Raw genomic sequence first — 21,414 nt, 5'->3', positions numbered from 1 at the left:
ACTTGACGGTGGGTAGTAGTGGGTAGTAATATGGTTGCAGTGGTTCATCCAAGGAGGGTGCACCAGGAGGGTTGAGAACAAGACGATGCAATACTTCAAACGCAAACTCGATGACAAAAACCGTCTGACCGTCCCGGCCGAAATCCGGGCCGAGTTTGAAGGCGGCGTCGTTATAACCCCTGGATTTGAGAAATACCTCCACCTGTACCCCAAAAGTGTTTGGGACGGGGAGGTAGCAAGAGCGCTGGCCGGTGATTGGTTAGGGGAGGGCACAAAGCCCGCCGTTATTAACCAAGAACTGGCTGATTTAGCCGACCAACTGCTAGAAGGCATGGTTGAGGCAACGCTAGATAGCAAGCAAGGGCGAATTACCATTGAGCAAGATATGCTCGAATACGCCGGCTTGAATGGCGGAGGTGAGGTTGCCGCAACCAGGATGCCCGGTGGCTACTGGCGGCTCAAACGACCAAGGCGCTAACTCCTAAGTAAGAACAAGCAACTTTACAAAAACAAAGACAAAAATTCCAAGGCAGCTATTTGGCAGTCAGCAAGCGGCGCCAAGGCCCCCGCTAAGGGCCTTCGTACCTCCATGCAACAAAACTCCACCTCACACAAACGTTTAAGGAATTTTATAAACCAAAATTCCTTGCCACAAAAAACTCCACACACAATTTAAGTCGATGGTATCCATCGGCGAAAAACAAAAACCCCAAAATCAACAGCTGGCTGCTGAGTAGGTGACCTTGAAATGGAATCAACGCACATACCCGTTCTAGAGCGCGAAGTAATCGAACTATTGGATCCACATCCAGGTGAGGTTTACTTTGAGCCAACCGCCGGCTACGGCGGACACGCCGCCGTTATTGCCAAGCGCCAAAAACTGGGCCGGATGGTTTTATCCGACCAGGACGCAGCGGCGGTGGCCGCTTTGCGAGAGCGATTCGGCGAGAAGGCCGAGATCTGGCAACTGGCGATGAGCCAGGCGGCTAGGAGGCTCGAGCGCGAAAACCTAACGCCTCAGATGATACTACTAGATCTAGGCGTCTCCAGTCCGCAACTAGACACCCCAGAGCGTGGATTCTCGTTCAAGCACCAAGGTCCCCTTGACATGCGTATGGACCAAAGCTCGGCCCTGAGCGCCGGAGAAGTCATAAACACTTACTCCGAAGCGCGATTGGCTACAATCATTGGTCGCTACGGCGAAGAGCATAGAGCTAAAACGGTGGCCCGCGCCATTGTGGCGGCCCGACCGATTACCACCACCAATCAGCTGGCCGAAGTCATTCGCCGGGTGGTTGGTCGCAGCGGCCGGATTGATCCAGCGACCAGAACCTTCCAGGCCATTCGAATGGAGGTTAACGCCGAGTTAAGCGAGTTAGAAGCGGCTCTACCGATTCTAACTAAACAACTGGCGCCCGGTGGCCGCATTGCCGTGATTAGCTTTCATTCGCTCGAAGATCGGATCGTCAAACAATGGTTCGAGCGCGAAAGCCAAGGTTGCATCTGCCAACCCAAACTGCCGATCTGCACCTGCAGCCACAATGCGACGCTAGCCAAACTGACCAAAAAGCCGCTCAGTGGGGCAAATGATAGTCATAATCCGCGCGCCCGCAGTGCCAAACTGCGAGCCGCAGCTAAATTAAACCAAAACCAAAAGGAGGGCACATGAGAGTACCAATCAAGAATTTATCCAGACGAACCGTCGCCATTCGCGTGCGCTTGAAATAGAGACTTTGAGATGGGGGAGCGGCTTCGGCTGCTCCCTCCAGCAAAAAACCAAAACCAAAAGGAGAAAATGTGAGTACCGCAACTTATTACGCTGTTAGACGCAACCAAAATTTAACCAAACAAACGACCACTATGAGGCTTGGACCGATTTCGGGTACCTTTGTAGTGATTGCGGCGGTCTCAATTTTGGCCCTGTTGTATCTAAATCAAATTACTAAAACCAACGTCTTTGGCCTGCATATTACTGAACTGCAGAAAAAAAGCAGCCAGCTGCAATCAAACAAGCAAGACCTCGAAGTTGAGGCGGCTCGCCTACAATCAATTCAGGAGGTATCTAAGAGCCAAGTTGTGGCCCAAATGGTGCCAGAGAGTCAGGTTACCTACACCCACTAATAGGGTAGAATAGCGGCTATGACAACTTTTTCCGAAACCCGATTGGCCCGCAGGCGCCTAGGGCTGCTCCTAGCTGGGTCAATTGTTGTAATTTGTGCCATCGGTGCCAGATTAGTTCAACTCCAGATTTTTGACCATGGACACTACTTAGCCTTGGCCAAATCATCGCAATCGCACAAATATGAGGTGCCGGCCAAACGCGGCCAAATTTATGTCTTAGACGGTGACCAAAAATCGCCGTTGGTGCTAAACCAAACTTTGCACACTATTTATGCCGACCCACGTTTTGTCAGCGACAAAGTCAAAACCGCCCAAGCGATTAGCGCCATCACCGGCGCCAGCAGCGCAAGTTATGAGCAGGCCATGGCGGCCCCCGGCGATTATGTGGTGCTGGCTCGTAAGGTCTCCGATGATCAAAATGATAAAATTGCGGCCCTAAAGTTATCGGGCATTGGCAGCCAAGACGAAAACTACCGGCTCTACCCCGAGGGTTCGCTGGCTAGCCAACTGCTCGGTTTTGTTAACAGTGAGGGCAAGGGTCAATATGGCTTGGAAGCCTATTTGGACAAGGATTTGGCTGGTACCCCCGGTCAACTCAATGCCACTACCGATATCAACGGGATCCCAATTGCCACAGCCAATAACTTAAGCAAGCCACCGGTTGATGGAAACAGTTATGTCCTGACTATCGACCGCAACATTCAAGCCCAAGCCGAAAAGTATTTAGCCGCCGGAGTCCAAGCGGTTGGTGCGGCCTCGGGTAGTGTGGTGGTGATCGATCCCACCAGCGGGGCCGTAAAAGCCATGGCCAATTATCCGACCTATGATCCTAGTGATTACAGCCACGTTAGCGACTTCAGCCTGTTTAGTAACTCGGTTACGAGCAACGCTTTTGAGCCTGGCTCGGGCTTTAAAACTTTCACCATGGCGACCGGGCTTGATACCGGCAAAGTTACTCCGTCCACAACCTACAACGATACCGGCTCTTTTGAGGTCAACGGCTACACCATTAAAAACTCTGAAAACCGGGTTTACGGCTCAGAAACCATGAGTCAAGTTATACTGCGGTCCCTAAACACTGGTGTCATGTTTGTACTGCGCAGCCTAGGCACAGATCCCAATAAGATCACCAAAGAGGGCAAGCAAGTGCTCTATGATTACCTAACTAACCATTTTGCCTTTGGGGTTAAGACGGGGATAGAGCAAGCCGGGGAAAGTGCTGGGCGCGTCAATTCACCCAAAGCCTCGGACGTTAATTATGCCAATATGACTTTCGGGCAGGGGCTTTCCATTACCATGATGCAGATGGTTCAAGCTTACGTCCCGGTGGCAAATGGCGGGACCATGTATCAGCCCTATTTGATCGACCAGGTGATCCACCCCGATGGCAGTGTGAGTAAAACCCAACCGAGGGTGATTAAAGACCACGTCATCTCGGCCGCTACAGCGGCTCAGCTGGCCCCGATGCTTGAGGCGGTGGTTGATAGTGGCACCGGTCGAGCTACCAAAATCGCCGGCTATAAAATCGCTGGTAAAACTGGTACGGCTCAGGTGCCAAAAAGTGATGGCTCTGGTTACGATCCAACCAAAAACATTGGCTCCTTTACGGGCTTTGCACCGGTTGGCGATCCCAAATTTGTAATGATGGTCCGTATCAACGAACCCAAAACTCCGGGCTTCGCCGAATCCACCACCGTACCGGTTTTTGGCAACATTGCAACTTGGCTGCTGCGCTATCTAGCAGTACCGCCGAGTTCTTAAGGCTAACCTGTAAATATGGTAAAATAAGGCTAATGACTTTCCTCCACAACACCGAAATTGTTCCGCTGTCACACATCTTTATTATGTTCATCCTGACCTTTGCGGTGGCCATGATTTTAACGCCACTCTACACCGATTTGGCCTATCGCTATAAATGGTGGCGTCGTCCCCGCGAAAACGCCGTCACCGGGGAAGCGGCACCGGTTTATCAATCGCTGCACGCTGGCAAACACAAACGCAACATCCCAACCATGGCCGGCATCATAATGATTGTGGCTGTAGCTTTAGTAACAGTGGTACTCAATCTGGATCGTAATCAAACCTGGCTACCATTAGCCATGCTGGTCATTTTTGGAGCCTTGGGCTTAGTAGATGATATTAGCAACCTCTTCTTTAGTGATAAAAGGGGAGGCTTGAGTGTCAAAACCCAATTGCTCGCTCTAATTGGGCTTGCCATCATAGGGGCCAGTTGGTTTTATTTTAAGCTAGGTTACAACCTGATCCATGTGCCAGCGGTAGGGGATTTCAGTATCGGCTGGCTCTACATCCCATTATTCGTGCTGGTGGTAGTGTCCTGCGCCAAATCAATTTCCATCACCGACGGTCTAGATGGCCTAGCTGGGGGGTTGCTCTCAGTGGTGTTTGGCGCCTACGGTGTGATTGCTTACTTCCAGGGCAGCTACGGCATCGCGGGCTTTTGTGCGGCTTTGGTCGGTGCCATTATGGCTTTCACCTGGTTCAATATTTTTCCGGCCCGCTTCTTTATGGGCCAAACCGGCTCAACAGCACTAGGAGCCACACTAGGGGCTGTAGCTATGCTGACTAACGCCGTATTTGTATTACCAATCATCGGGGCCGTCTTTGTGATCGAAGCCGGCTCCAGCTTAATCCAAATCACTTCCAAGAAAGTCTTTAAGCGCAAGATTTTTCTATCGGCCCCGTTGCATCATCACCTGGAAGCCATCGGCTGGCCGGAAACCAAAGTCACAATGCGGTTGTGGGTGGTTGGTCAAATTGCCGCCGCCATTGGCTTGGTCCTGGGCTTGCTCGGGAATCATCTGCGATGACCAAAGAGCAGCCGCGTCGGGCGCATCAACCCGACTACATTTTGGCGCTGGTAATCTTTATTTTGCTAGCTATCGGGTTAGTTATGATGTATTCGATTAGCCCGGTACTAAGCTTCAAAGTCTCGGGCTCTGCTGGTAAAAATTACTATTTTTATAATCATCTTTTCGGCATCGTGGTGGGTGTAGCCGGCTGGATTGCCGCAACCACCATCGATTATCGTTACTGGAAGCGCTGGGCGCCGGGGCTATTGGTTTTGGCAGCGGCTGCTTTGCTCGCCTTAATGGTGCCGGGGCTTGCTAGCACCAAAAATGGCGCCACCAGATGGTTGGCGTTAGGACCCTTTACCTTCCAACCTTCCGAGCTGCTAAAGTTGGCTTTGATTGTGTATCTGGCCGCTTGGTTTGAGCGGCGGGGGGATCAAATCCGCAGCTTCACGGATGGTCTAATCCCGTTTGCAGTTATCATGTTTATCAGCGGCCTAGCGGTCGTCATCTTCCAGCGCAATCTCTCAACTATGATGGTGCTGGCGCTAGCGGCTATGACCATGTACTTTGTAGCCGGAATTTCTTGGCGGCACCTAGCAGCCTTGCTGGCCGGAGCCGGCGTGTTAGTTTGGGCTACCATCGTGATGGCGCCGCACCGGTTGGCCAGACTTAGCACCTTCTTAAACCCAACCAAAAATACTGCTACCGGCTACCACATCTCGCAAGCTCTAATCGCGGTTGGTTCAGGCGGCATTTTTGGCCTTGGTCTAGGCAAAAGTATTCAGGTCCACGGCTATCTGCCGGAAGTTGCCAACGACTCAATTTTTGCCATCATCAGCGAGGAATTTGGTCTGATTGGAGCTCTCATCGTTTTGGGGTTGTTTGCAGTACTAATTGTGCGCGGCTTTCGCATCGCCAGAGCCGCCCCCGATACCTTTTCGCGGTTGCTGGCCACCGGGATTTCGGTCTGGCTGTTCGTCCAATCCTTGGTCAATGTAGCAGCCATGCTCTCACTAATCCCATTAACTGGAGTCCCTTTGCCCTTTGTCAGCTATGGTGGCTCGAGCATGCTCTTTTCACTGATTGGGGCCGGGATTCTGCTTAATATTTCTAAATACACACAATATGAGGTGCTAGATGAGACTAATCGTCAGCGGCGGCGGAACGGCTGGGCACATTACCCCGGTTCTGGCCGTGCTCGAAGTCCTCAATTCACGCGTCAGTGATTTAGATGTCCTTTGGGTGGGGCAGGCCGGCGGTATGGAGGCCAGAATTGTGGCTGCCCACGATATTAACTTTGCCGCCATCCGGGCCGGTAAATTTAGGCGAGTTCATTCTCGCCATATTATCAAAAAGATTTTTGATCCCACTACCATTGGCTTGAATGCCCGCGATAGTTTGCGGGTGGTTTCGGGTATTTATCAATCAATGGGGGTGATTCGTCGCTTCAAACCAGACCTAATTTTTATCAAAGGTGGCTACGTCGGTCTGCCTCTGGGGATTGCGGCTGGGCTCTTGAAAGTACCTTACATTATTCACGAATCTGATCTGGTGCCGGGGCTAGCTAATCGGATGCTGGCTAAACGGGCAGCAGCGGTGGCAGTTGGTTTTCCGGTCGATAAGTACCATGATTTACCCGGCAATCATTTGGTCTATACCGGCAACCCAGTGCGACGGGAGTTATTAGATATCGATCCGGCTAAAGCCAAGCGTCATTTTGGGCTGTCGGCTGAGTTGCCAGTGATTTTAATTACGGGCGGCAGCCAAGGGGCTAGGGAAATTAATGAATTAGTCGTTGAAGCCTTACCCAAATTAATCAAACAATATCAAATTATTCATTTAACCGGCGAACACGAAATCGAGAGCGTTCAATTCCAAGTTCGGCGCTTGAGCCTGTCTCATCCTGAACACTATCAAGCCCATGCCTTCTTAACTAGCGACATGGGCCAGGCTCTAGCGGCCGCCGACGTGGTGGTTAGCCGAGCCGGCGCCAACACCATTGCCGAGCTGGCCCTGCTCGAAAAACCGACGGTATTAATCCCGAACCAAACTATGGCCGGCCACCAAGTCGATAACGCTCGCATGCTGGCTCGGGCTGGGGCGGCTCGCGTGATTAGCGAAGATCAACTCTCGCCAGCGGTCCTCGAGCGCGAGCTGGCTACCATCACCGGGTCCAAGCAAGAGCAGGACTATCTCCGCCAGCACCTGCGCCAATTTGCCGTGCCAGATGCCGATCGTCGCCTGGCCGAAGAAATTATGACGGTGGCTCATGGCGCGCTATAGCAATCGGCGGGTTCAAAAGGTTTCGCGGCCGGGGGGCTTTGATCGTCCGACGTCCTATCGGCCGAAGCGAACAAAAACCGAACTTAAAATCAACCTTAGATCTTTAATTGCGGTTGTTTTAACCCTAGCTTTAATCTGGGGGTGGTGGAGGACCCTAGCAATAAAAAAGGTGGTAGTGGAAGGTAGCCGGTATTATCAGGCCCAACTGGTTAGTGACGCGGTTTCAGATCAACTACATAAACACTGGTGGTGGCATAATCTAACCTTGCTCGATACCAGGAGGTTACAGAAAGCCATTTTGGCCTCACAGCCACAGCTCAGCGATGTGGCCATTAGCCGACGTTGGCCATCTGGAGTTAACCTGAAGGTGACCGAACGTCAACCGAACTTAGCTTGGCAGAGCGGTGGTCAAACCTATTTACTCTCAGGCGAGGGGATAGTGGCGGCCCAGGCCGGGGGAGGCGATCTGAGTTTGCCGGTGGTGGAAGACACCACCAATCTACCAGTTAAACTCGGCGCTCAAGTCGTACCAGCGCGTTTCATAGCCTTTACCCTTGAACTAATCAATCTGTTGCCGAAGCAGGGTCTCCAGGTTACCAATCTGAAGGTCCCAGCCACCACCACCGAGGTCTATGCTGGGACCAACCAGGGCTATTATGTCAAATTTGATACTACGCGTAGTGCCCAAGCTGAAGTGGGGGACTTAGCGAAGGTTTTGAACCTGTTGAAGAGCCAAAACAAGAAGCCCAGCGAATATATTGATCTAAGGATCGAAGACAAAGCTTATTACAAGTAAGACAAGTTAAGTTCGGGTTTTGTTCAGTTTCAGCAGGGTCGGGGAGAGACCGAAATTTTGGATTTTATAAAGTTCCCCCGAATTCATCCGCTGCCTCGAACTCTCTCACGTGCTCTTTTTCATTAATCTAGTTAAAATGATATCGATCTAAATTAGCTTAGATCCAGATTCGAACCTAAGTCGTAATATATCAATACAGAGACCAAAAACTAGGGGGACATTATTAGTTGAAACGGTTTGCATAGGGACTTTACGGCTTTAGAGAGCTAAAATTAAGGTATTGGACATCAACTTCAGCTTAGATTAAGCTATGTCGCAAAATACACATTGTACGACACGGTTGTGACATTCACATCATTACATTAAACAACTTTGCCACCGTCGTATTGGTGCACTAACTATGGCTGCCGCTCTACTGTGCCTAGTCTCTGTGCTCTTGGCCGACGCTAGCCGTCTCAGTTTCGGTTTCTGGGCGGATCCCCAGTTGCCGCTCCGATAAACCACCTGTTCGATTGCCAGACTGACTAGTTTGGGGCCGGCGGCGCCCACTCTCCTGTCGCCCCTGGTTGGAATGACGCCTGGGTCCGCTGGAGTGCCCAGATGGATTCTTGAGGCCGGACAGAAAAGTGTTCGGTTTTTGTTCATCAGGGGTGCGGATCTGGTGATCTTGGTCACCACCAGATGTCGGCTCTTCCCCGCCCAGAGTGGCCCGACGGATCTTATCCTCGACCTCCTCGCGGTTGGTGGCGTAGCGCTGACGTGAACCAGCGATGATCTGCTCAGATAGATCCTGGCCTGGGGCTGGCATGCTCAGGGTCCGGCCTGAGAAGGGCTGGGCCTTTTCCCCATCAATACTCATGGTAATAAACATCTCGCGGTTATTTAGGCGCACCAAATCCCCGCCTTCAAAAGTCGGCTCAAAGTATTTGGCCAGAAAGGCCGAATCCCCAGCTCCGACCCTAAAGGTAATCATGGAACCAACGTTACCAAAGACGGCCTCACGGACGGTTTCAGGCATTTGAGCGATGAATTGGTTGGCCACAGTCAGACAGAGGTTATACTTACGGGCCTCGCTTAAAATGACCGCGAATGAATCGGTGGCAAAGTTTTGGAACTCGTCGACGTAGAGGTAGAACGGCCGGCGCTCATCTTTAGGCACATTGGCCCGGCTCATGGCCGCGATTTGGATCGAAGTCACCACTAGGGCCCCCAAAATGCCAGCGTTGACCTCACCGATTTGGCCGTGCGAGAGGTTTACAATCAAGATTTTGCCCTCGTCCATCAGTTTACGCAAGTTGATAGTGCTCTTGGGTTGACCGATGACGTTTCTAATTAATGGATTAGCGATGAAAGCACCAACTTTGTTTAGAACCGGGGCCACGGCTTCGTTTGCGAACTTATCGTTCCAACTGGCAAATTCGTTGACCCAAAAGGCCTTGACCACCGGGTCATCAATATCGCGCACTACCCGCTTGCGGAACTCTTTTTCGGTTAGCATCCGGGTAATATCGAGCATAGTGGCATCGGGATGATCGAGTAAGGCTAGGATGGTAAAGCGCAAAATGTGCTCGAGTCTGGGACCCCAGGATTCGAACATGCGCTTCATGACGCCGACGAGCTCGGAGGCCGTATCGTGCTTGAGCGAGGGGTCGCTAACCTCCATGGGGTTAAACGCTATCGGAAAATCACGATCCGTCGGGTTAAAGTAGACCACATCATTTATTCGATGCTCTGGGATATATTGCATGACTTCAATGGCCAGATCGCCGTGAGGGTCAATAATGGCTAGCCCCTCGTTGTGGTAGAGGTCCGATAGAGCCAGCAGTTGCAACAATTGCGATTTACCAGTTCCCGTCTGCCCCACAATATAGAGATGTCGGCCGCGATCAGCTCGCTTCATCCCGAATTTCAAACGTTGCCCGCGGAAGTTGGTCAGGCCAAACAAACTAATATCGGCCACCTCATCATCCGTAGGCGTTGGTAAATTGGCCGGTGGCTCCGCCGTCTTCGACGAAACCCAAACCATATTGGGAGTCTCAACACTCTTGTGGGGCAAATGGTAGAGGCTGGCAACTTCCTCGATGTTTAAAATGTAGCCGCTGTCCAAAAACAGTCGGGCTCGGTAATCTTGCAACAGACTCTCCCCCGCCCCGGTTTTGGCCGTGGTAAAGCCATTAAGATTGGTGGTGTTGAACTGTTTAAAGCCGCCCACCACCGCCTGCATCCGCTGTTTGGCTAACAAATCATCGCGGCCAACATAGACAATCCGGATTTTAACCTCGAAGCCCAGCTTGGTAACCTTTTCTTCGATGGCTTTAACAATGGCTTGCTGCCCGGTTGAGAGCTCCTTTTTTTCGTCCTTCTTTTCAGGCGGTTCAGAGGGTCCAGATAACCCGGACAATAAATGGGAGCCGACGTGGATGGGAATATCCAGCAGGCCCTTACCCAACTGGCGCACGAATGTCACGCTCTTGCCGTTTTTAATCTGATCTATATAATCAAAGCCCTTTTGCTGCCAAACGTCATCAACTGGCCGCACCAGCACTTGGGCCCACATCTCTTCCCCACCCTGATCTAATTTAGATAACACTGCCGTGATGCCGGCCAGAGGGTCAACCTCAAAGCTCGGGAAAGTCTTAATTGGCAAGACCTCACTCTTGGTTAGAGCCAGTTCGGTGCCGTAAACCTGTCGATCTCCGAGATCGCGAGCGGTATAATCAGCCGTGCCTTCAACGATGTGTACACTTGGATATTGGGCATAAATTTGGCCTTCAACGAAGTCTTTTAGGTGCTTGGGCACCCAAACGTAGAAGCGAATTTGTTCATCGATGGCTGCGATCTCGAAGCTCAAGTGTTCTTGCAAGCTGCCTTCGCGCTTTAGCTCGGCTTTGGAGCGCAAGATGCCATGGAGGCTAGCAAACATCTGCTCAGCCGAGAGCTCCTTTTTTTCGTTTTCCTTGGGCACCTCAATTTGCAATAAAATGTGTTCGCTGGCTTCAACCCAGCGGGTCTTACGGCGATTCTGCCAGATCAAATAACCCAAAAAAGCTACCACCAGCACCCAGCCGTAGTATTGGAACATAATTGTGCCGATTAGTTGCAGCATGGCAACTATGGCCTCGAGCATTAAACCTCCCTCAGTACGTAGGTCGCTTTAGCCACCCGCTGAAACTGATCCTTCTCCTGTAAGTTCAATACAATCGTAGTCGTTTTGACCTGCCGCTTGGTTAATACGCGTCGCACAATTTCATCTTTGTGTAGCGGCGACTCTTCGCGCAAAATCTCGGCAATAATATCGGCCACTGTGCCGGGTGAATAACCCCATTCAGCCAGGGCATAAATGCCGCGGCCAATCAAGACAAAGCGCTGATCCTTGATCAGTTCGTTGTGCACAGCCTGCACCGTTACCTCGCGCCCGGGCTTTAATTCGTGGATGCGAGTGGCAATATCGCTAAAGTGCAGTGGTCGGCTTTGGCGCACCAGCACCAAATAGGTCTTGTCGCGGATGCTTTTAGGGTTAACTTCCGGCCAGGAAATTAGACCCCATTTGTTATCCAAATGCGCCAGCGCCTTGGTAATGCGAGCCAGATTGGTAACTGTTTCGCTGGAGAGCTCTTGGCCCAAACGATTAGCCACTTTATTTAAAGTAGTCGGTTTAGCCACCTCGGTAATAACTTTAACGAGTTCGTTCGAGAGATCTTTGACTTTCTTATTAGTATAGGCTGGCAGGAGCCCCAAAGCTGGGTGCAACTGATCGCTGCCGTCGATGACTTCGATATCGCCGGCTAATTGGGCTAAAAAGACAATGTAGGCGGCTTGGCCCTCGTCGCTGGCCCCAAAGGCCTCAGCCACACTTACGATCGGCGCTAGCCCACCTTGAGTATCCAAATACTTAACTAACTGAGCGTTGGCCTCGGCCACATCGGCTTTAGCGACTGTGCGCAATTTAATTAATGCGGCCTTTTCAATCTGTCGGACGCGTTCGCGGGTAATATTAAAATCGCGGCCGATACGCTCTAAAGTTTGCTTTTTGGCCAAGCCAAAACCAAAGCGCTTGGCGATAATTTGGCGATCTCGATCGCGTCGCAAGTGCTTGAGTGCAGCGTTAGCAGCTGCCTGGTAATCTAAGCTGGTTACGGTTTTACTTTCTGCCATATAAACTTCCTAATAGCGAAATTATATAATAAGGGTTTTATAGTGTCAACAACTTTATTGAAAGTGTTTTGGCCCCCGGTTGCCTCTTGTTAGAGGTTTCCGGGGGCCACGAACGTTCAGGGCCGGCCCTAGTCGGTGAGGACTGCGACCTTTTCGATCACGGCCGGGCTTTCCTGAGTCCGACCTTGATCGCTCATCAGATCTTCGAGCACCCGGTATTGGTTCAGGCTAATGCCCAGCTCACTCTCGAAGAGGACACCGAAGAAGGATCCCACGTAGACATCGGTGCGGAGGGCTCTTTGCAGGGCCACATCGCGCACAAGCCTCCGTATGACGGTGGACGTCTGGCTCTTGGCGTCGTAAGTCACCTGGGTCTCTACGAAGACATCGTCCGGATTGTCGATGATCGGTAACCAGAGTTTGACTACGAGGGTAAAAAGCTCAAGCTGGAGATCTTCCAGCCAGTCCTTGATTACGCGCTTCATAACAGCCCCTGGCGTCGCGAACTGGTTGGCCTCGAGGTAGGACACCATATTTAGATAGAGGTGCCCGATCCACTGCCTGATCTCGTCGTCGGTGGTTTCGATGCCGAGAGTTTCGTTGTCGGTCAATGTACTGTCTCCTGCTCTGGGCGTTTGGCAACGCCAACAAGTTGAACGATCTGCGATATATTACCATGTATTAGAAATCATGTCAATTCTGAGTCAGTGGCTGGCCGTGTTTGTTCGGGTTGGGTTGACCTGGTGGCAGAGCACCATCGTTGCCATTCCCCTGCCCCTGGTTGGCCGGAACTTGATCAACCGGTTGCGGTTGGTCCGGGGGCTTTGGTGCCTCGGAGGCGCAATGCTTGGTTTGCTGGTGCTCGGTTAGGAAAATCTCTTGATAGCCCGAGTCCCACGGGTTAGCCAGGCCACCGTCGTGGGCGCAAACTTTAGCGGTGACGATGCCGACTGGTTGAACAAAGTTCTCCGGCGTGGTGCCGGCCAGAGCCTGCTCCATATAATCATGCCAAATTGGAGCGGCGCCAGTGATGCCGTTAATGCCATTCATGGCGCTGTGGTCGTTGTTACCAACCCAGACGGCCGTGACTAGGCTAGGAGTATAGCCGACCGTCCAGTTATCGCGAAAGTCGTTGGTGGTACCGGTTTTAGCGGCCGCCGGTCGATTCAGCTTTAGTGGTGAATTGGGGCCGAATTCTTCGCTACGGGCCGGGTTATCACTCAAAATATTAGTAATCATGTAGGCCAAACGTGGGTCTAGAACCTGGGGGTTAGCTGGCTCGGTCGGTTTTTTGGTCATATCTTTGCCCTGGCGATCGAGCACTTTGATGATGCTTTTGGGTTCATGTTTAACCCCGCTAGCCGCAAAAGTGCCATAAACCGTCGCCATATCGAGCGGCCGGACTTCTCCACCTCCCAAAACGAGACTCAAACCGTAACGCGATCGATCGTTTAGGGTGGTGATGCCTAAAGCGTGAGCCATGCTCAAAGTATTATCGAGGCCGGCATATTGCAGCACTTGCACGGCTGGGATGTTGAGCGAATTAGCTAGCGCTCGCCGAAGCGTCACGGTGCCTCGGAATTTGCCATCATAGTTGACCGGTTTATAAAAAGTACCATCGCCGTTGGGCAGATTCAGCGGCTTGTCCTCGACGGTGGTGGCCCCATTCCAACCTTTGGCAAAGGCCGTCACGTAGGCAATTGGTTTAAAACTCGACCCCGGCTGTAAATCGCTTAAAGTCGCATTGACGTTGCCCCAGTTGGGTTGATCGTAGTCGACGCTACCCATCATGGTTAGGATTTCGCCGGTTTTAGGATCAATCGAAATTAGAGCGGCGTTGGTGACGTGGTTAGCGGCCAATTTATTAATTTGAGCTTGAGCAATTGATTCAGCCAGTTGCTCCTTCTTTAAATCGAGCGTGGTGTAGACGGTGATGCCGCCGTTTTCGACCGCATCATCGCCGTACTGCTGGCGCAGCTGATCGAGTACATAGAAGACAAAGTGGGGTGCGTTAATTTGAGTGTTTTGCTGGTAGGCCACGAGCGGCTCGGCTTTGGCAGCGGCGGCCTGGGCTGGTGAAATCATGGCGTGATCAGCCATTTGGCCAATCACATAATCGCGTCGTTCCAGCGCTGCCTGATGATCAAAGGTTGGATCAAAGCGGCTGGGCCCGAGCGGCAGGCCGGCGATCATGGCGGCTTCGCCGATGCTCAAATGGTTAACGTCTTTATGGAAATAGACTTGAGCGGCGGTGGCGGCTCCGTTAGCCCCCTGCCCGTAGTAAATCTGGTTGAGGTACATTTCCAGCACTTTGTCCTTGCTATAGCGCCGCTCGAGAGCCACTGACAGTAAGATTTCGCGGTATTTACGCATAATGCTCTTTTGGGGTGTTAGCAAGCTCGATTTAATCAATTGCTGGGAAATAGTCGAACCCCCTTCGACCGATCCCCGATTCATAGCATCGACGTAGACGGCTCTAGCGGTGCTCTTCCAAGAGAACCCGGGGTGAGAATAAAAATTTGGATCCTCAGCTGCCAGAGTGGCATCTTTTAGGGTGCTATTGGTTTGACTAAGAACTAAGGGCACTCGGTTGGCGGCGCCGTAGACTTTGTAGAGCACCTGCCCGTTTCGATCCAAAATGGTAGTACCAGTGTTCTTATTATTAATAATGGTAGCGGGGTTACTTAGGTCACCAGCGTAAGTTGCGAGCGTTTGGGTGCCGATGGCCGCCATGACTGCGCCGACAACGACAACTCCAAGGAAGAAGAGCTTGATGTAAGTCCGCACCGCTCGGCGGCCAAAGGTGTGTTTGAGGGTCCATGCGGCACCGGAGAGTACATCGGTCGTGCCTGCCCGAGCCACGCCTATAGTTGTCGATAACACTGGTTTAATGACGGGCCTAAGTGAACTCGACCAATCAGTCAATTGTTGAGCCGATAGATTGGCTCCCTTTCGGACGGTTTGGGCAAAATGCCTAAGGTTTTTAGTAGCTCGATTGAAAGTTTGGCTAAAGGCCTGATCGAGGGTGATAAAGTCTGACTTCAGCGGCTTCATCTGCGTCGCTGCCATCTCAAAAAACTCTGTTTTCTTGGTTGGTTTTTTGTTAGCCATAGTTAAAGCATAGGCCCAAGGACTTAGACTTTACTAGATCAAATAGTTAGCAAAATCAATGATTAGAGGTAGGCCTAATCGTTAAAAGTTACAAATTACTATACAGGCCTTTAGCAGATAGCACAACGCTAATTCTAGCCGGGGCTTAAGTAGTGGTGTCGGCTGTTTTGGCAGCCTCGGCTGGTTCGCTAGTGGCGCCCGGCTTGGTCCAGCTGGCAAACTTGCATTCGGGGTAATTGGCGCAGCCCCAGAACGTTCGGCCGCGTTTGGTCTTGCGTTCGATGACGTCCCCACCATCCTCCGGACAAATAATACCGGTTGGCTGGTGATAGGGCTTGGTATTTTTACATTCCGGGAAGCCGGTGCAAGCCATAAATTGGCCAAAACGACCAGATTTAATGACCATGGGCTTGCCACAGACCTCGCACTTTTCATCGGTTGGAATTTCCGGGATCTTCATCCGCGGAATCTTATCGGTCTCGGTATCAATTAGCTCCCGCATCGGACCATAAAAGTCCTTAATAAATGGTTTCCACTCCTTTTGCCCTTCGGCAATGTCGTCAAGCTTGTCTTCGACATCGGCCGTAAATTGCTCGTTAACCACAAAGGGAAAATGCTTGGTTAATAGATCGGTCACCAAATAGCCAACGTCTTGGGGGTGGAACTGGCGGTTTTCTAAGCGCACGTAACCACGATTAATAATCGTACCCATGGTTGGGGCATAGGTCGATGGCCGACCAATGCCGTTTTCCTCCAAAACTTTAATCAGGCTGGCTTCGGTGTAGCGCGGCGGCGGGCTGGTAAAGTGCTGCTCTGGCAATAGTTCAACCAACTTCAACTTCTCGTCTTTAGTTAGCTCTGATAGCGCGGCATCGTTTTCGTCTTCGCCGTCATCGCGACTCTCGGTGTAGACGCGCGTAAAACCATCAAAGAGAGTTTCGCGGCCTTTGGCCCGCAGGATGCAATCAGCGGCCGCGATGTTGGCGCCCTTTTGCAAATACTTAGCATCGCTGATTTGACTGGCCATAGTGCGCTGCCAGATTAGTTGGTAGAGTCGCAGTTGATCTTTGGTTAAATGCTGGGCCAGGTCACCCGGCTGGCGACTCAAATCAGTTGGCCTGATGGCTTCGTGAGCTTCCTGAGCTCCCCGGACTTTCTTTTTATAAGCCCGCGGTGCCTGAGTGGCGTAGGGTTTGCCATAGAGCTTCTCGATCAATTGTTTGGCTTGAGTCGTGGCTTCTGTGCTCAAATTAAAACTATCGGTGCGCATGTAGCTAATCAAACCGACGTGTTGGCCGGCCAGGTTGATGCCCTCGTAGAGCTGTTGGGCCACCATCATGGTTTTACGCGAACTAAAACTTAATTTGCGGCTGGCTTCTTGCTGCAAAGAGCTAGTAATAAAGGGCGGGGCTGGTGAGCGCTTAACCTCTTTTGAATCGATGCTCTCAACTACGAAATTTGCCTCCTTTAGTTTCGACTCTAGCTCTTTTGCGGCTTTTTCCGATGTGACTTCGGGCTTTTTACCACCCACCTTGGTCAGCTCAGCGTTCAAACGTTCGCCCTTGGTTGTTTCCAGCTCAGCTATAAGGCTCCAGTATTCAGCCGGTTTAAAGGCTTCGATCTCACGTTCGCGATCAACGATTAGTTTGAGGGCGACTGATTGGACGCGACCGGCCGAGAGACCACTGCGGACTTTCTTCCATAAGACCGGGCTGAGTGAATAGCCGACCAAGCGATCCAGTACCCGCCGGGCCTGTTGAGCATCCACCAGATCTTGATCGATATCACGCGGGTTGGTGATAGCGGCTTTGATGGCTGGTTCGGTAATTTCGGTGAAGGTTATGCGGTTGACCTTTTGTTTGCCCGTGGGCGGAATGGCCTGCAAAATGTGCCAGGCAATGGCCTCGCCTTCGCGGTCGTAGTCGGTGGCCAGATAAATCGTATCAGCCGCGGCTAGCGCAGTTTTAAGGGCTTTAACGGTCTTGCCCGAACCGCGTGGAATAATGTATTCCGGCTCAAAATTATGCTCCACATCAATGCCCAATTTGCTCTTCGGCAGATCGCGAACATGGCCATAGCTGGCCAGCACGCTATAGCCTTTGCCCAGGAATTTCTCGATAGTATTGGCCTTGGCGGGGCTTTCTACAACTACAACATTTTTACTCATACGAACTTTATCGTAGCGATTTAATTTTTGAATGCAAGCTGATTTTTATTCGAATATGTATGGTTGCGTAAAAAATTTCTATATATAAAGAAAGCGCCCAAACTTGCGCTTGGGCGTTGGCGGGTGGCCGTGTTACCACCCGCCGAGTCTTCGTTGATCAGGCCGCTCGACGAGTCTCTAGGGTTAGGACCCATTGGGCTGCAAAGACCATGTCGTAGACCCAACGTCCGTAAGTCAGGTCGTGCTCTACCTCGAGATCCTGAAGCGATTGCAGGGCTCTTTCGAGCCGCTGGCGTTCGCTTGGGGTCAGCCGCCTGTGGATCCGGTAGAGATCAAACAGACGCAGGATTGTGTCTACCTCCGCTTGAGCGCGGGAGTCAATGCGCTTATCGCGCATCCTTATAATGCCGAAGAGCGTCGCCATGCCGGTCAGGATCAGGATCGTGATCAAGGTCTGGGATCGGGTGCGCACGGTATGCCTTCCTGTCGAAATTCCCAAGCCTACTTACGAGCTTGAGTAGGAGTTTGATTTGGCCCGCTGAGCAACAGACATGCGTCGGAATGATTCACCAACTGCCTTGGAGCCCGCCTCGTGGGCTCTGGCAGCCAGCTCCGGTGGCAGTCCCTTTTGCAGCTGCTCGCAGAGTTCTGTTGCAACCAACCCAAGCAGCTCCCCTTCGGGGTCTCTGCCTTCTTCGAACGCGTACTCGACGCATTCGATCAGGTTGTTTGTCTCTCTGATGTCACGTTCCTGCTTGGTCTCGCGCCGGTATCTCAAGCGGACTGCGCCGTGCAATACAAACGCCAGAACACCGAGGCCGATCAACTTTAGTCGTTGCATCTCTGACTCCGATTTGATTGGGAATGAACTATTGTTATATTACCATATAAGTATTAGGACGTCAATAACTTACCTGGCCACCCATTGGCCGGCCCCCAGGTTGCGGACTTTGCCGGTGATTTCCATGAGCGTTATAACGTTGGCAAACTGACTGGCTCCCAGTTCACTGGCTTGAATCAAATCCTCACTGGAATTAATTCCTTTTTCTAAGAGTTCCAATATCAGAGCCTCTTCCTTACTTTTGGGTTGGGCAGTCGGTTTAGCATCGGCCGTAGTTAGATCGAGTGCCGCCAAAACGTCGCTGGAGTTTGTAACCGGAATAGCTCCGGATCTGATTAAGTTGTTCGGGCCGGCGCTAGTCGGGCTGGTGATATTGCCAGGAACGGCCATAACTAGGCGGTTTTGATTCAAGGCAAACTTGGCCGTGATCAGCGAACCGCTGGAAGCTTCCGCTTCTGGGATAATGACGGCCAGTGATAGTCCGGAGACGATGCGGTTCCTGGCAGGGAAATATTGTCTGAGTGATGGCATGCCCTCGGGATATTCACTAACGATGCCGCCGCCGGATTGGAGAATTCTAATGGCCAGATTGCGATGTCCGGCTGGATAAATTTTGTGCAGCCCGCCGGCCAAGACCGCAATGGTCTGGCCGCCAGCATCCAGGGCTCCAGTATGAGCAATGCTATCCAGGCCATAGGCCAAGCCGCTAACGATGGCAATACCGGCACTGGCCAGTTCGCTGGCTAGCTGATATGTAACCCGCTTGCCGTATTCGGTTGGGCGCCTGGCCCCAACGATGGCTACTGTTGGCCGATTTGGCAATTCACCCAAAAAATATAGAGTTTTAGGGACAGACGGAATCTCCCTTAAACTATCGGGGTAATTTGAGTCTATCGGGGTAATTTCAGAAATTTGCATAAGTCGTATTGACAATAGTTACTAACTGTGTTAGTATGGCGCTCATACCTATTTACACTGGTATTTTTAACAATGTATATCACCGATCCGCCCGAGGCAACCCTAAATGCACCCTCCTTTAGGTAGCCGCTGGCGGATCAGTCCCTTCAACCCGCGGTCTATTAATATACAATGAGACCGACAAACGCGCCTTGGGTGCTGGCGTTGAAGGGTGTGACAAAAGTCCAAGTAACCACCTGCTTGGACTTTTGTTTTACCAAAAAGTCCATAAACTATCGACCCACTTCAACCGCTCCAGTTTTCAATTTTGAAGTATCAATTTACAATCGTCATTGCGAGCGAAGCGCGGCAATATCCCGAAATGTCATCCTGATCGATCCGCCAGCTGGCGGACGAAGGATCTCCTGCGGATGTGGTCCAACTTCTCCCCCCAGCCCATTTTTTGTGTAAGCTGACTCTTCATACTCCCATTACGACTACTAACTTAGTCGATACAAAAAAATGGGCTGGGGAGTTTATCTTTTGGATCAATAGGAGCAGGTTGTTCGTTTTACTTCCTCCCACCACCAAACCCCTCACAACCTGCTAAATTGACTAATTCAGGTTTTCATCCAGCAGGGTGTATTTATTAACCCCATTCAGCAGATTGCGAAGGATTAGATAGTGGGAGTATACCCATGAGCAATCTGCTCTAGATGATCCAGAAAAGAAACAGACCCCACCAATTTTTTTGTATCGACAGCCATACAAAGTATTACAGGAGTAAGAAGTAAGAGCTTACACAAAAAATTGGTGGGGAGATAAATGTCTCTTGTTTAAGACTCGAGCAACTTATGAGTTGTGTCCTCATGGCCGTGGTCCAGGGCCTGTTCAATGGCGTCAGCCGCGCCTTTTATAACCATCGGCAACTGCCCCACTTCTTGGGGGCTAAAGTTTTGCAGCACAAAATCAGCCGAATCCATGTGCTCCGGGGGCCGGCCGATACCAATGCGCCAACGGATGCAATGAGGGCCGATCGAACTAATAACTGATTTAACGCCGTTGTGGCCAGCATCGCCCCCGCCCTCGCGGACCCGCAATTGTCCAAACTGCAAATCCAACTCATCATGGATGACCCAAACCTCAGACGGCTCTAGTTTATAAAACTGCATGACTTTGCCGATAGCCTGCCCACTCAGATTCATCATCGTAGTCGGTTTAGCCAGTATTTGCTTGTCGGCCCCCTCCCCGACCTCGGCTAGATCCATCCGCCAATTTGGTTTGGCCGCAAACTCAGCTTCCATTCGCTGAGCTAGCTCATTAACCACCATAAACCCCAGGTTGTGGCGATTGTGATCATGACCGGCTCCAACATTACCCAATCCAACAATTAATTTCATAATTTGTCTCGCTTAGATCTAAATTCCAGTTTAATTGGTGTGCCGATAAAGTCATAGGCCGACCGTAAGCCGTTTTCCAGATAACGCAAGTAGGAAAAGTGGATGGCGCGAGGGTGGCTGGTAAAGAAGGTTACTTCAGGCGGATTGGTCCCGGTTTGGGTGGCATAATTGATTTTGGGTCGAATGCCTTTGAGGCCAGCCGGTGGGTGCGCTCGGACCAAGTCTTCGACCACGCGGTTCAGCGGCCCGGTGGCAAGAGTTTGGTTACGGCGAGTGTGAATTTGAGTGGCTAGTTCAAGCAGTTGGCGGATATGGAGATTGGTGGTGGCCGAGGTAAAGACCAGCGGCGCCCAGCCGACAAAGGCTAGATCACGAGCTAGAGCCCGACTCAGGTGGGCTTGGGTTTTATCATCTCTCTCCACCGCATCCCATTTATTAACCACTAGAATTAAGCCCTTGCCGGCTTCTTTAACCATACCGGCAATATGCTGATCTCCGGCCACGCCCAATTCAGTGGCATCCATTATCAGGGCGCAGATATCGGCACTGGCAATGGCTTGAGCCGTCCGAATAGTACTGAATTTTTCGGTTCCGGGTACGATTTTGCCCCGCCGGCGCAAACCAGCTGTATCGAGAATATGGATGTTTTGACCATGCGCCTTCAGGCTGATAGTCCGCACATCTCGGGTGGTCCCCGCCTGTTCGGATACGATGGCAGCCGACCGACCACAGAGAGCGTTTAGAATGCTGGATTTACCAACATTGGGACGGCCCAGCAGGGCTAGCTTGAGCAGTGGTGGTTGGTCGGAGGGTGCCAGAGCCGCAATGTG

At 51.5% G+C, this 21,414-nt stretch carries 18 protein-coding genes; 8 read left to right on the top strand and 10 right to left on the bottom strand.

The genetic code is table 11. The features are described from left to right. Positions 1-85 precede the first annotated feature (85 nt). The 8 genes from VLE72_00670 (at position 86) to VLE72_00635 (ending at position 8,013) form a co-directional block, all read left to right on the top strand. A complete protein-coding gene (locus tag VLE72_00670) occupies positions 86-478 on the top strand; it encodes a hypothetical protein (protein HSX14411.1) in 393 nt (130 codons plus the stop codon). A gap of 270 nt (positions 479-748) precedes the next feature. Next, positions 749-1,669 (top strand): 16S rRNA (cytosine(1402)-N(4))-methyltransferase RsmH, encoded by a 921-nt coding sequence (gene rsmH / locus VLE72_00665; protein ID HSX14410.1) that lies wholly within the window; start codon positions 749-751, stop codon positions 1,667-1,669. Between the two features lie 128 nt (positions 1,670-1,797). Continuing rightward, entirely contained in the window at positions 1,798-2,121 is a 324-nt protein-coding gene (locus tag VLE72_00660; protein HSX14409.1) for a hypothetical protein, read from the top strand. Positions 2,122-2,139: 18 nt separating this feature from the next. After that, positions 2,140-3,882, top strand: coding sequence for a penicillin-binding protein 2 (locus VLE72_00655; protein HSX14408.1), 1,743 nt, complete (start codon positions 2,140-2,142; stop codon positions 3,880-3,882). 32 nt (positions 3,883-3,914) lie between these two features. Continuing rightward, complete coding sequence (gene mraY, locus VLE72_00650; protein ID HSX14407.1) at positions 3,915-4,949, top strand: phospho-N-acetylmuramoyl-pentapeptide-transferase; 1,035 nt, start codon at positions 3,915-3,917, stop codon at positions 4,947-4,949. Further along, positions 4,946-6,160: a putative lipid II flippase FtsW gene (ftsW, locus tag VLE72_00645; GenBank protein HSX14406.1), complete on the top strand. Its 1,215-nt coding sequence runs from the start codon at positions 4,946-4,948 to the stop codon at positions 6,158-6,160. The genes mraY and ftsW overlap by 4 nt, the downstream gene beginning before the upstream one ends. Beyond that, a complete protein-coding gene (murG, locus tag VLE72_00640; protein HSX14405.1) occupies positions 6,072-7,217 on the top strand; it encodes an undecaprenyldiphospho-muramoylpentapeptide beta-N-acetylglucosaminyltransferase in 1,146 nt (381 codons plus the stop codon). Before ftsW ends, murG begins: the two co-directional genes overlap by 89 nt. Beyond that, positions 7,204-8,013, top strand: coding sequence for an FtsQ-type POTRA domain-containing protein (locus VLE72_00635; GenBank protein ID HSX14404.1), 810 nt, complete (start codon positions 7,204-7,206; stop codon positions 8,011-8,013). Before murG ends, VLE72_00635 begins: the two co-directional genes overlap by 14 nt. A 421-nt stretch (positions 8,014-8,434) precedes the next feature. On the opposite strand, the gene VLE72_00630 is transcribed toward VLE72_00635, so the two are convergent. The 10 genes from VLE72_00630 to VLE72_00585 all read right to left on the bottom strand — a co-directional run. Further along, positions 8,435-11,140: a type IV secretion system DNA-binding domain-containing protein gene (locus VLE72_00630; GenBank protein ID HSX14403.1), complete on the bottom strand. Its 2,706-nt coding sequence runs from the start codon at positions 11,138-11,140 to the stop codon at positions 8,435-8,437. Then, entirely contained in the window at positions 11,140-12,168 is a 1,029-nt protein-coding gene (locus tag VLE72_00625) for a sigma factor-like helix-turn-helix DNA-binding protein (protein HSX14402.1), read from the bottom strand. Before VLE72_00625 ends, VLE72_00630 begins: the two co-directional genes overlap by 1 nt. Positions 12,169-12,296: 128 nt before the next feature. Further along, a complete protein-coding gene (locus VLE72_00620; GenBank protein HSX14401.1) occupies positions 12,297-12,653 on the bottom strand; it encodes a hypothetical protein in 357 nt (118 codons plus the stop codon). Positions 12,654-12,861: 208 nt separating this feature from the next. Further along, the gene (locus VLE72_00615; protein ID HSX14400.1) at positions 12,862-15,279 is read right to left on the bottom strand and encodes a PBP1A family penicillin-binding protein; all 2,418 of its coding nucleotides are present in this window, start codon (positions 15,277-15,279) and stop codon (positions 12,862-12,864) included. Between the two features lie 145 nt (positions 15,280-15,424). After that, on the bottom strand, positions 15,425-17,446 hold the full coding sequence (topA, locus tag VLE72_00610; GenBank protein HSX14399.1) for a type I DNA topoisomerase: 2,022 nt from the start codon (positions 17,444-17,446) through the stop codon (positions 15,425-15,427). A 157-nt stretch (positions 17,447-17,603) separates the two neighbouring features. Next, a complete protein-coding gene (locus VLE72_00605; protein ID HSX14398.1) occupies positions 17,604-17,918 on the bottom strand; it encodes a hypothetical protein in 315 nt (104 codons plus the stop codon). A gap of 33 nt (positions 17,919-17,951) precedes the next feature. Then, positions 17,952-18,287, bottom strand: a complete 336-nt coding sequence (locus VLE72_00600; GenBank protein HSX14397.1) for a hypothetical protein — start codon at positions 18,285-18,287, stop codon at positions 17,952-17,954. 69 nt (positions 18,288-18,356) lie between these two features. Next, a complete protein-coding gene (gene dprA / locus VLE72_00595) occupies positions 18,357-19,205 on the bottom strand; it encodes a DNA-processing protein DprA (protein HSX14396.1) in 849 nt (282 codons plus the stop codon). An 815-nt stretch (positions 19,206-20,020) separates the two neighbouring features. Then, positions 20,021-20,584, bottom strand: a complete 564-nt coding sequence (gene pth, locus VLE72_00590) for an aminoacyl-tRNA hydrolase (GenBank protein ID HSX14395.1) — start codon at positions 20,582-20,584, stop codon at positions 20,021-20,023. After that, positions 20,581-21,414 (bottom strand): GTPase (locus VLE72_00585; protein HSX14394.1); only part of this gene is annotated, 834 nt, incomplete at its 5' end. The genes VLE72_00585 and pth, both read right to left, overlap by 4 nt.

The organism is Candidatus Saccharimonadales bacterium (assembly GCA_035480635.1).
Taxonomy (GTDB): domain Bacteria; phylum Patescibacteriota; class Saccharimonadia; order UBA4664; family DATIHN01; genus DATIHN01.
The sequence above is the reverse complement of the archived record's forward strand: the minus strand, read 5'-3'. Positions and strand labels throughout refer to the sequence as shown.

What these genes read in the sequence shown, in the direction of transcription:
- topA (HSX14399.1), bottom strand. Translation starts at nt 17,446, where the DNA reads ATGAGTAAAAATGTTGTAGTTGTAGAAAGCCCCGCCAAGGCCAATACT.
- dprA (HSX14396.1), bottom strand. Translation starts at nt 19,205, where the DNA reads ATGCAAATTTCTGAAATTACCCCGATAGACTCAAATTACCCCGATAGT.
- VLE72_00655 (HSX14408.1), top strand. Translation starts at nt 2,140, where the DNA reads ATGACAACTTTTTCCGAAACCCGATTGGCCCGCAGGCGCCTAGGGCTG.
- pth (HSX14395.1), bottom strand. Translation starts at nt 20,584, where the DNA reads ATGAAATTAATTGTTGGATTGGGTAATGTTGGAGCCGGTCATGATCAC.
- VLE72_00625 (HSX14402.1), bottom strand. Translation starts at nt 12,168, where the DNA reads ATGGCAGAAAGTAAAACCGTAACCAGCTTAGATTACCAGGCAGCTGCT.
- VLE72_00670 (HSX14411.1), top strand. Translation starts at nt 86, where the DNA reads ATGCAATACTTCAAACGCAAACTCGATGACAAAAACCGTCTGACCGTC.
- VLE72_00620 (HSX14401.1), bottom strand. Translation starts at nt 12,653, where the DNA reads ATGAAGCGCGTAATCAAGGACTGGCTGGAAGATCTCCAGCTTGAGCTT.
- VLE72_00600 (HSX14397.1), bottom strand. Translation starts at nt 18,287, where the DNA reads ATGCAACGACTAAAGTTGATCGGCCTCGGTGTTCTGGCGTTTGTATTG.
- murG (HSX14405.1), top strand. Translation starts at nt 6,072, where the DNA reads ATGAGACTAATCGTCAGCGGCGGCGGAACGGCTGGGCACATTACCCCG.
- ftsW (HSX14406.1), top strand. Translation starts at nt 4,946, where the DNA reads ATGACCAAAGAGCAGCCGCGTCGGGCGCATCAACCCGACTACATTTTG.
- VLE72_00615 (HSX14400.1), bottom strand. Translation starts at nt 15,279, where the DNA reads ATGGCTAACAAAAAACCAACCAAGAAAACAGAGTTTTTTGAGATGGCA.
- VLE72_00630 (HSX14403.1), bottom strand. Translation starts at nt 11,140, where the DNA reads ATGCTCGAGGCCATAGTTGCCATGCTGCAACTAATCGGCACAATTATG.
- rsmH (HSX14410.1), top strand. Translation starts at nt 749, where the DNA reads ATGGAATCAACGCACATACCCGTTCTAGAGCGCGAAGTAATCGAACTA.
- VLE72_00635 (HSX14404.1), top strand. Translation starts at nt 7,204, where the DNA reads ATGGCGCGCTATAGCAATCGGCGGGTTCAAAAGGTTTCGCGGCCGGGG.
- mraY (HSX14407.1), top strand. Translation starts at nt 3,915, where the DNA reads ATGACTTTCCTCCACAACACCGAAATTGTTCCGCTGTCACACATCTTT.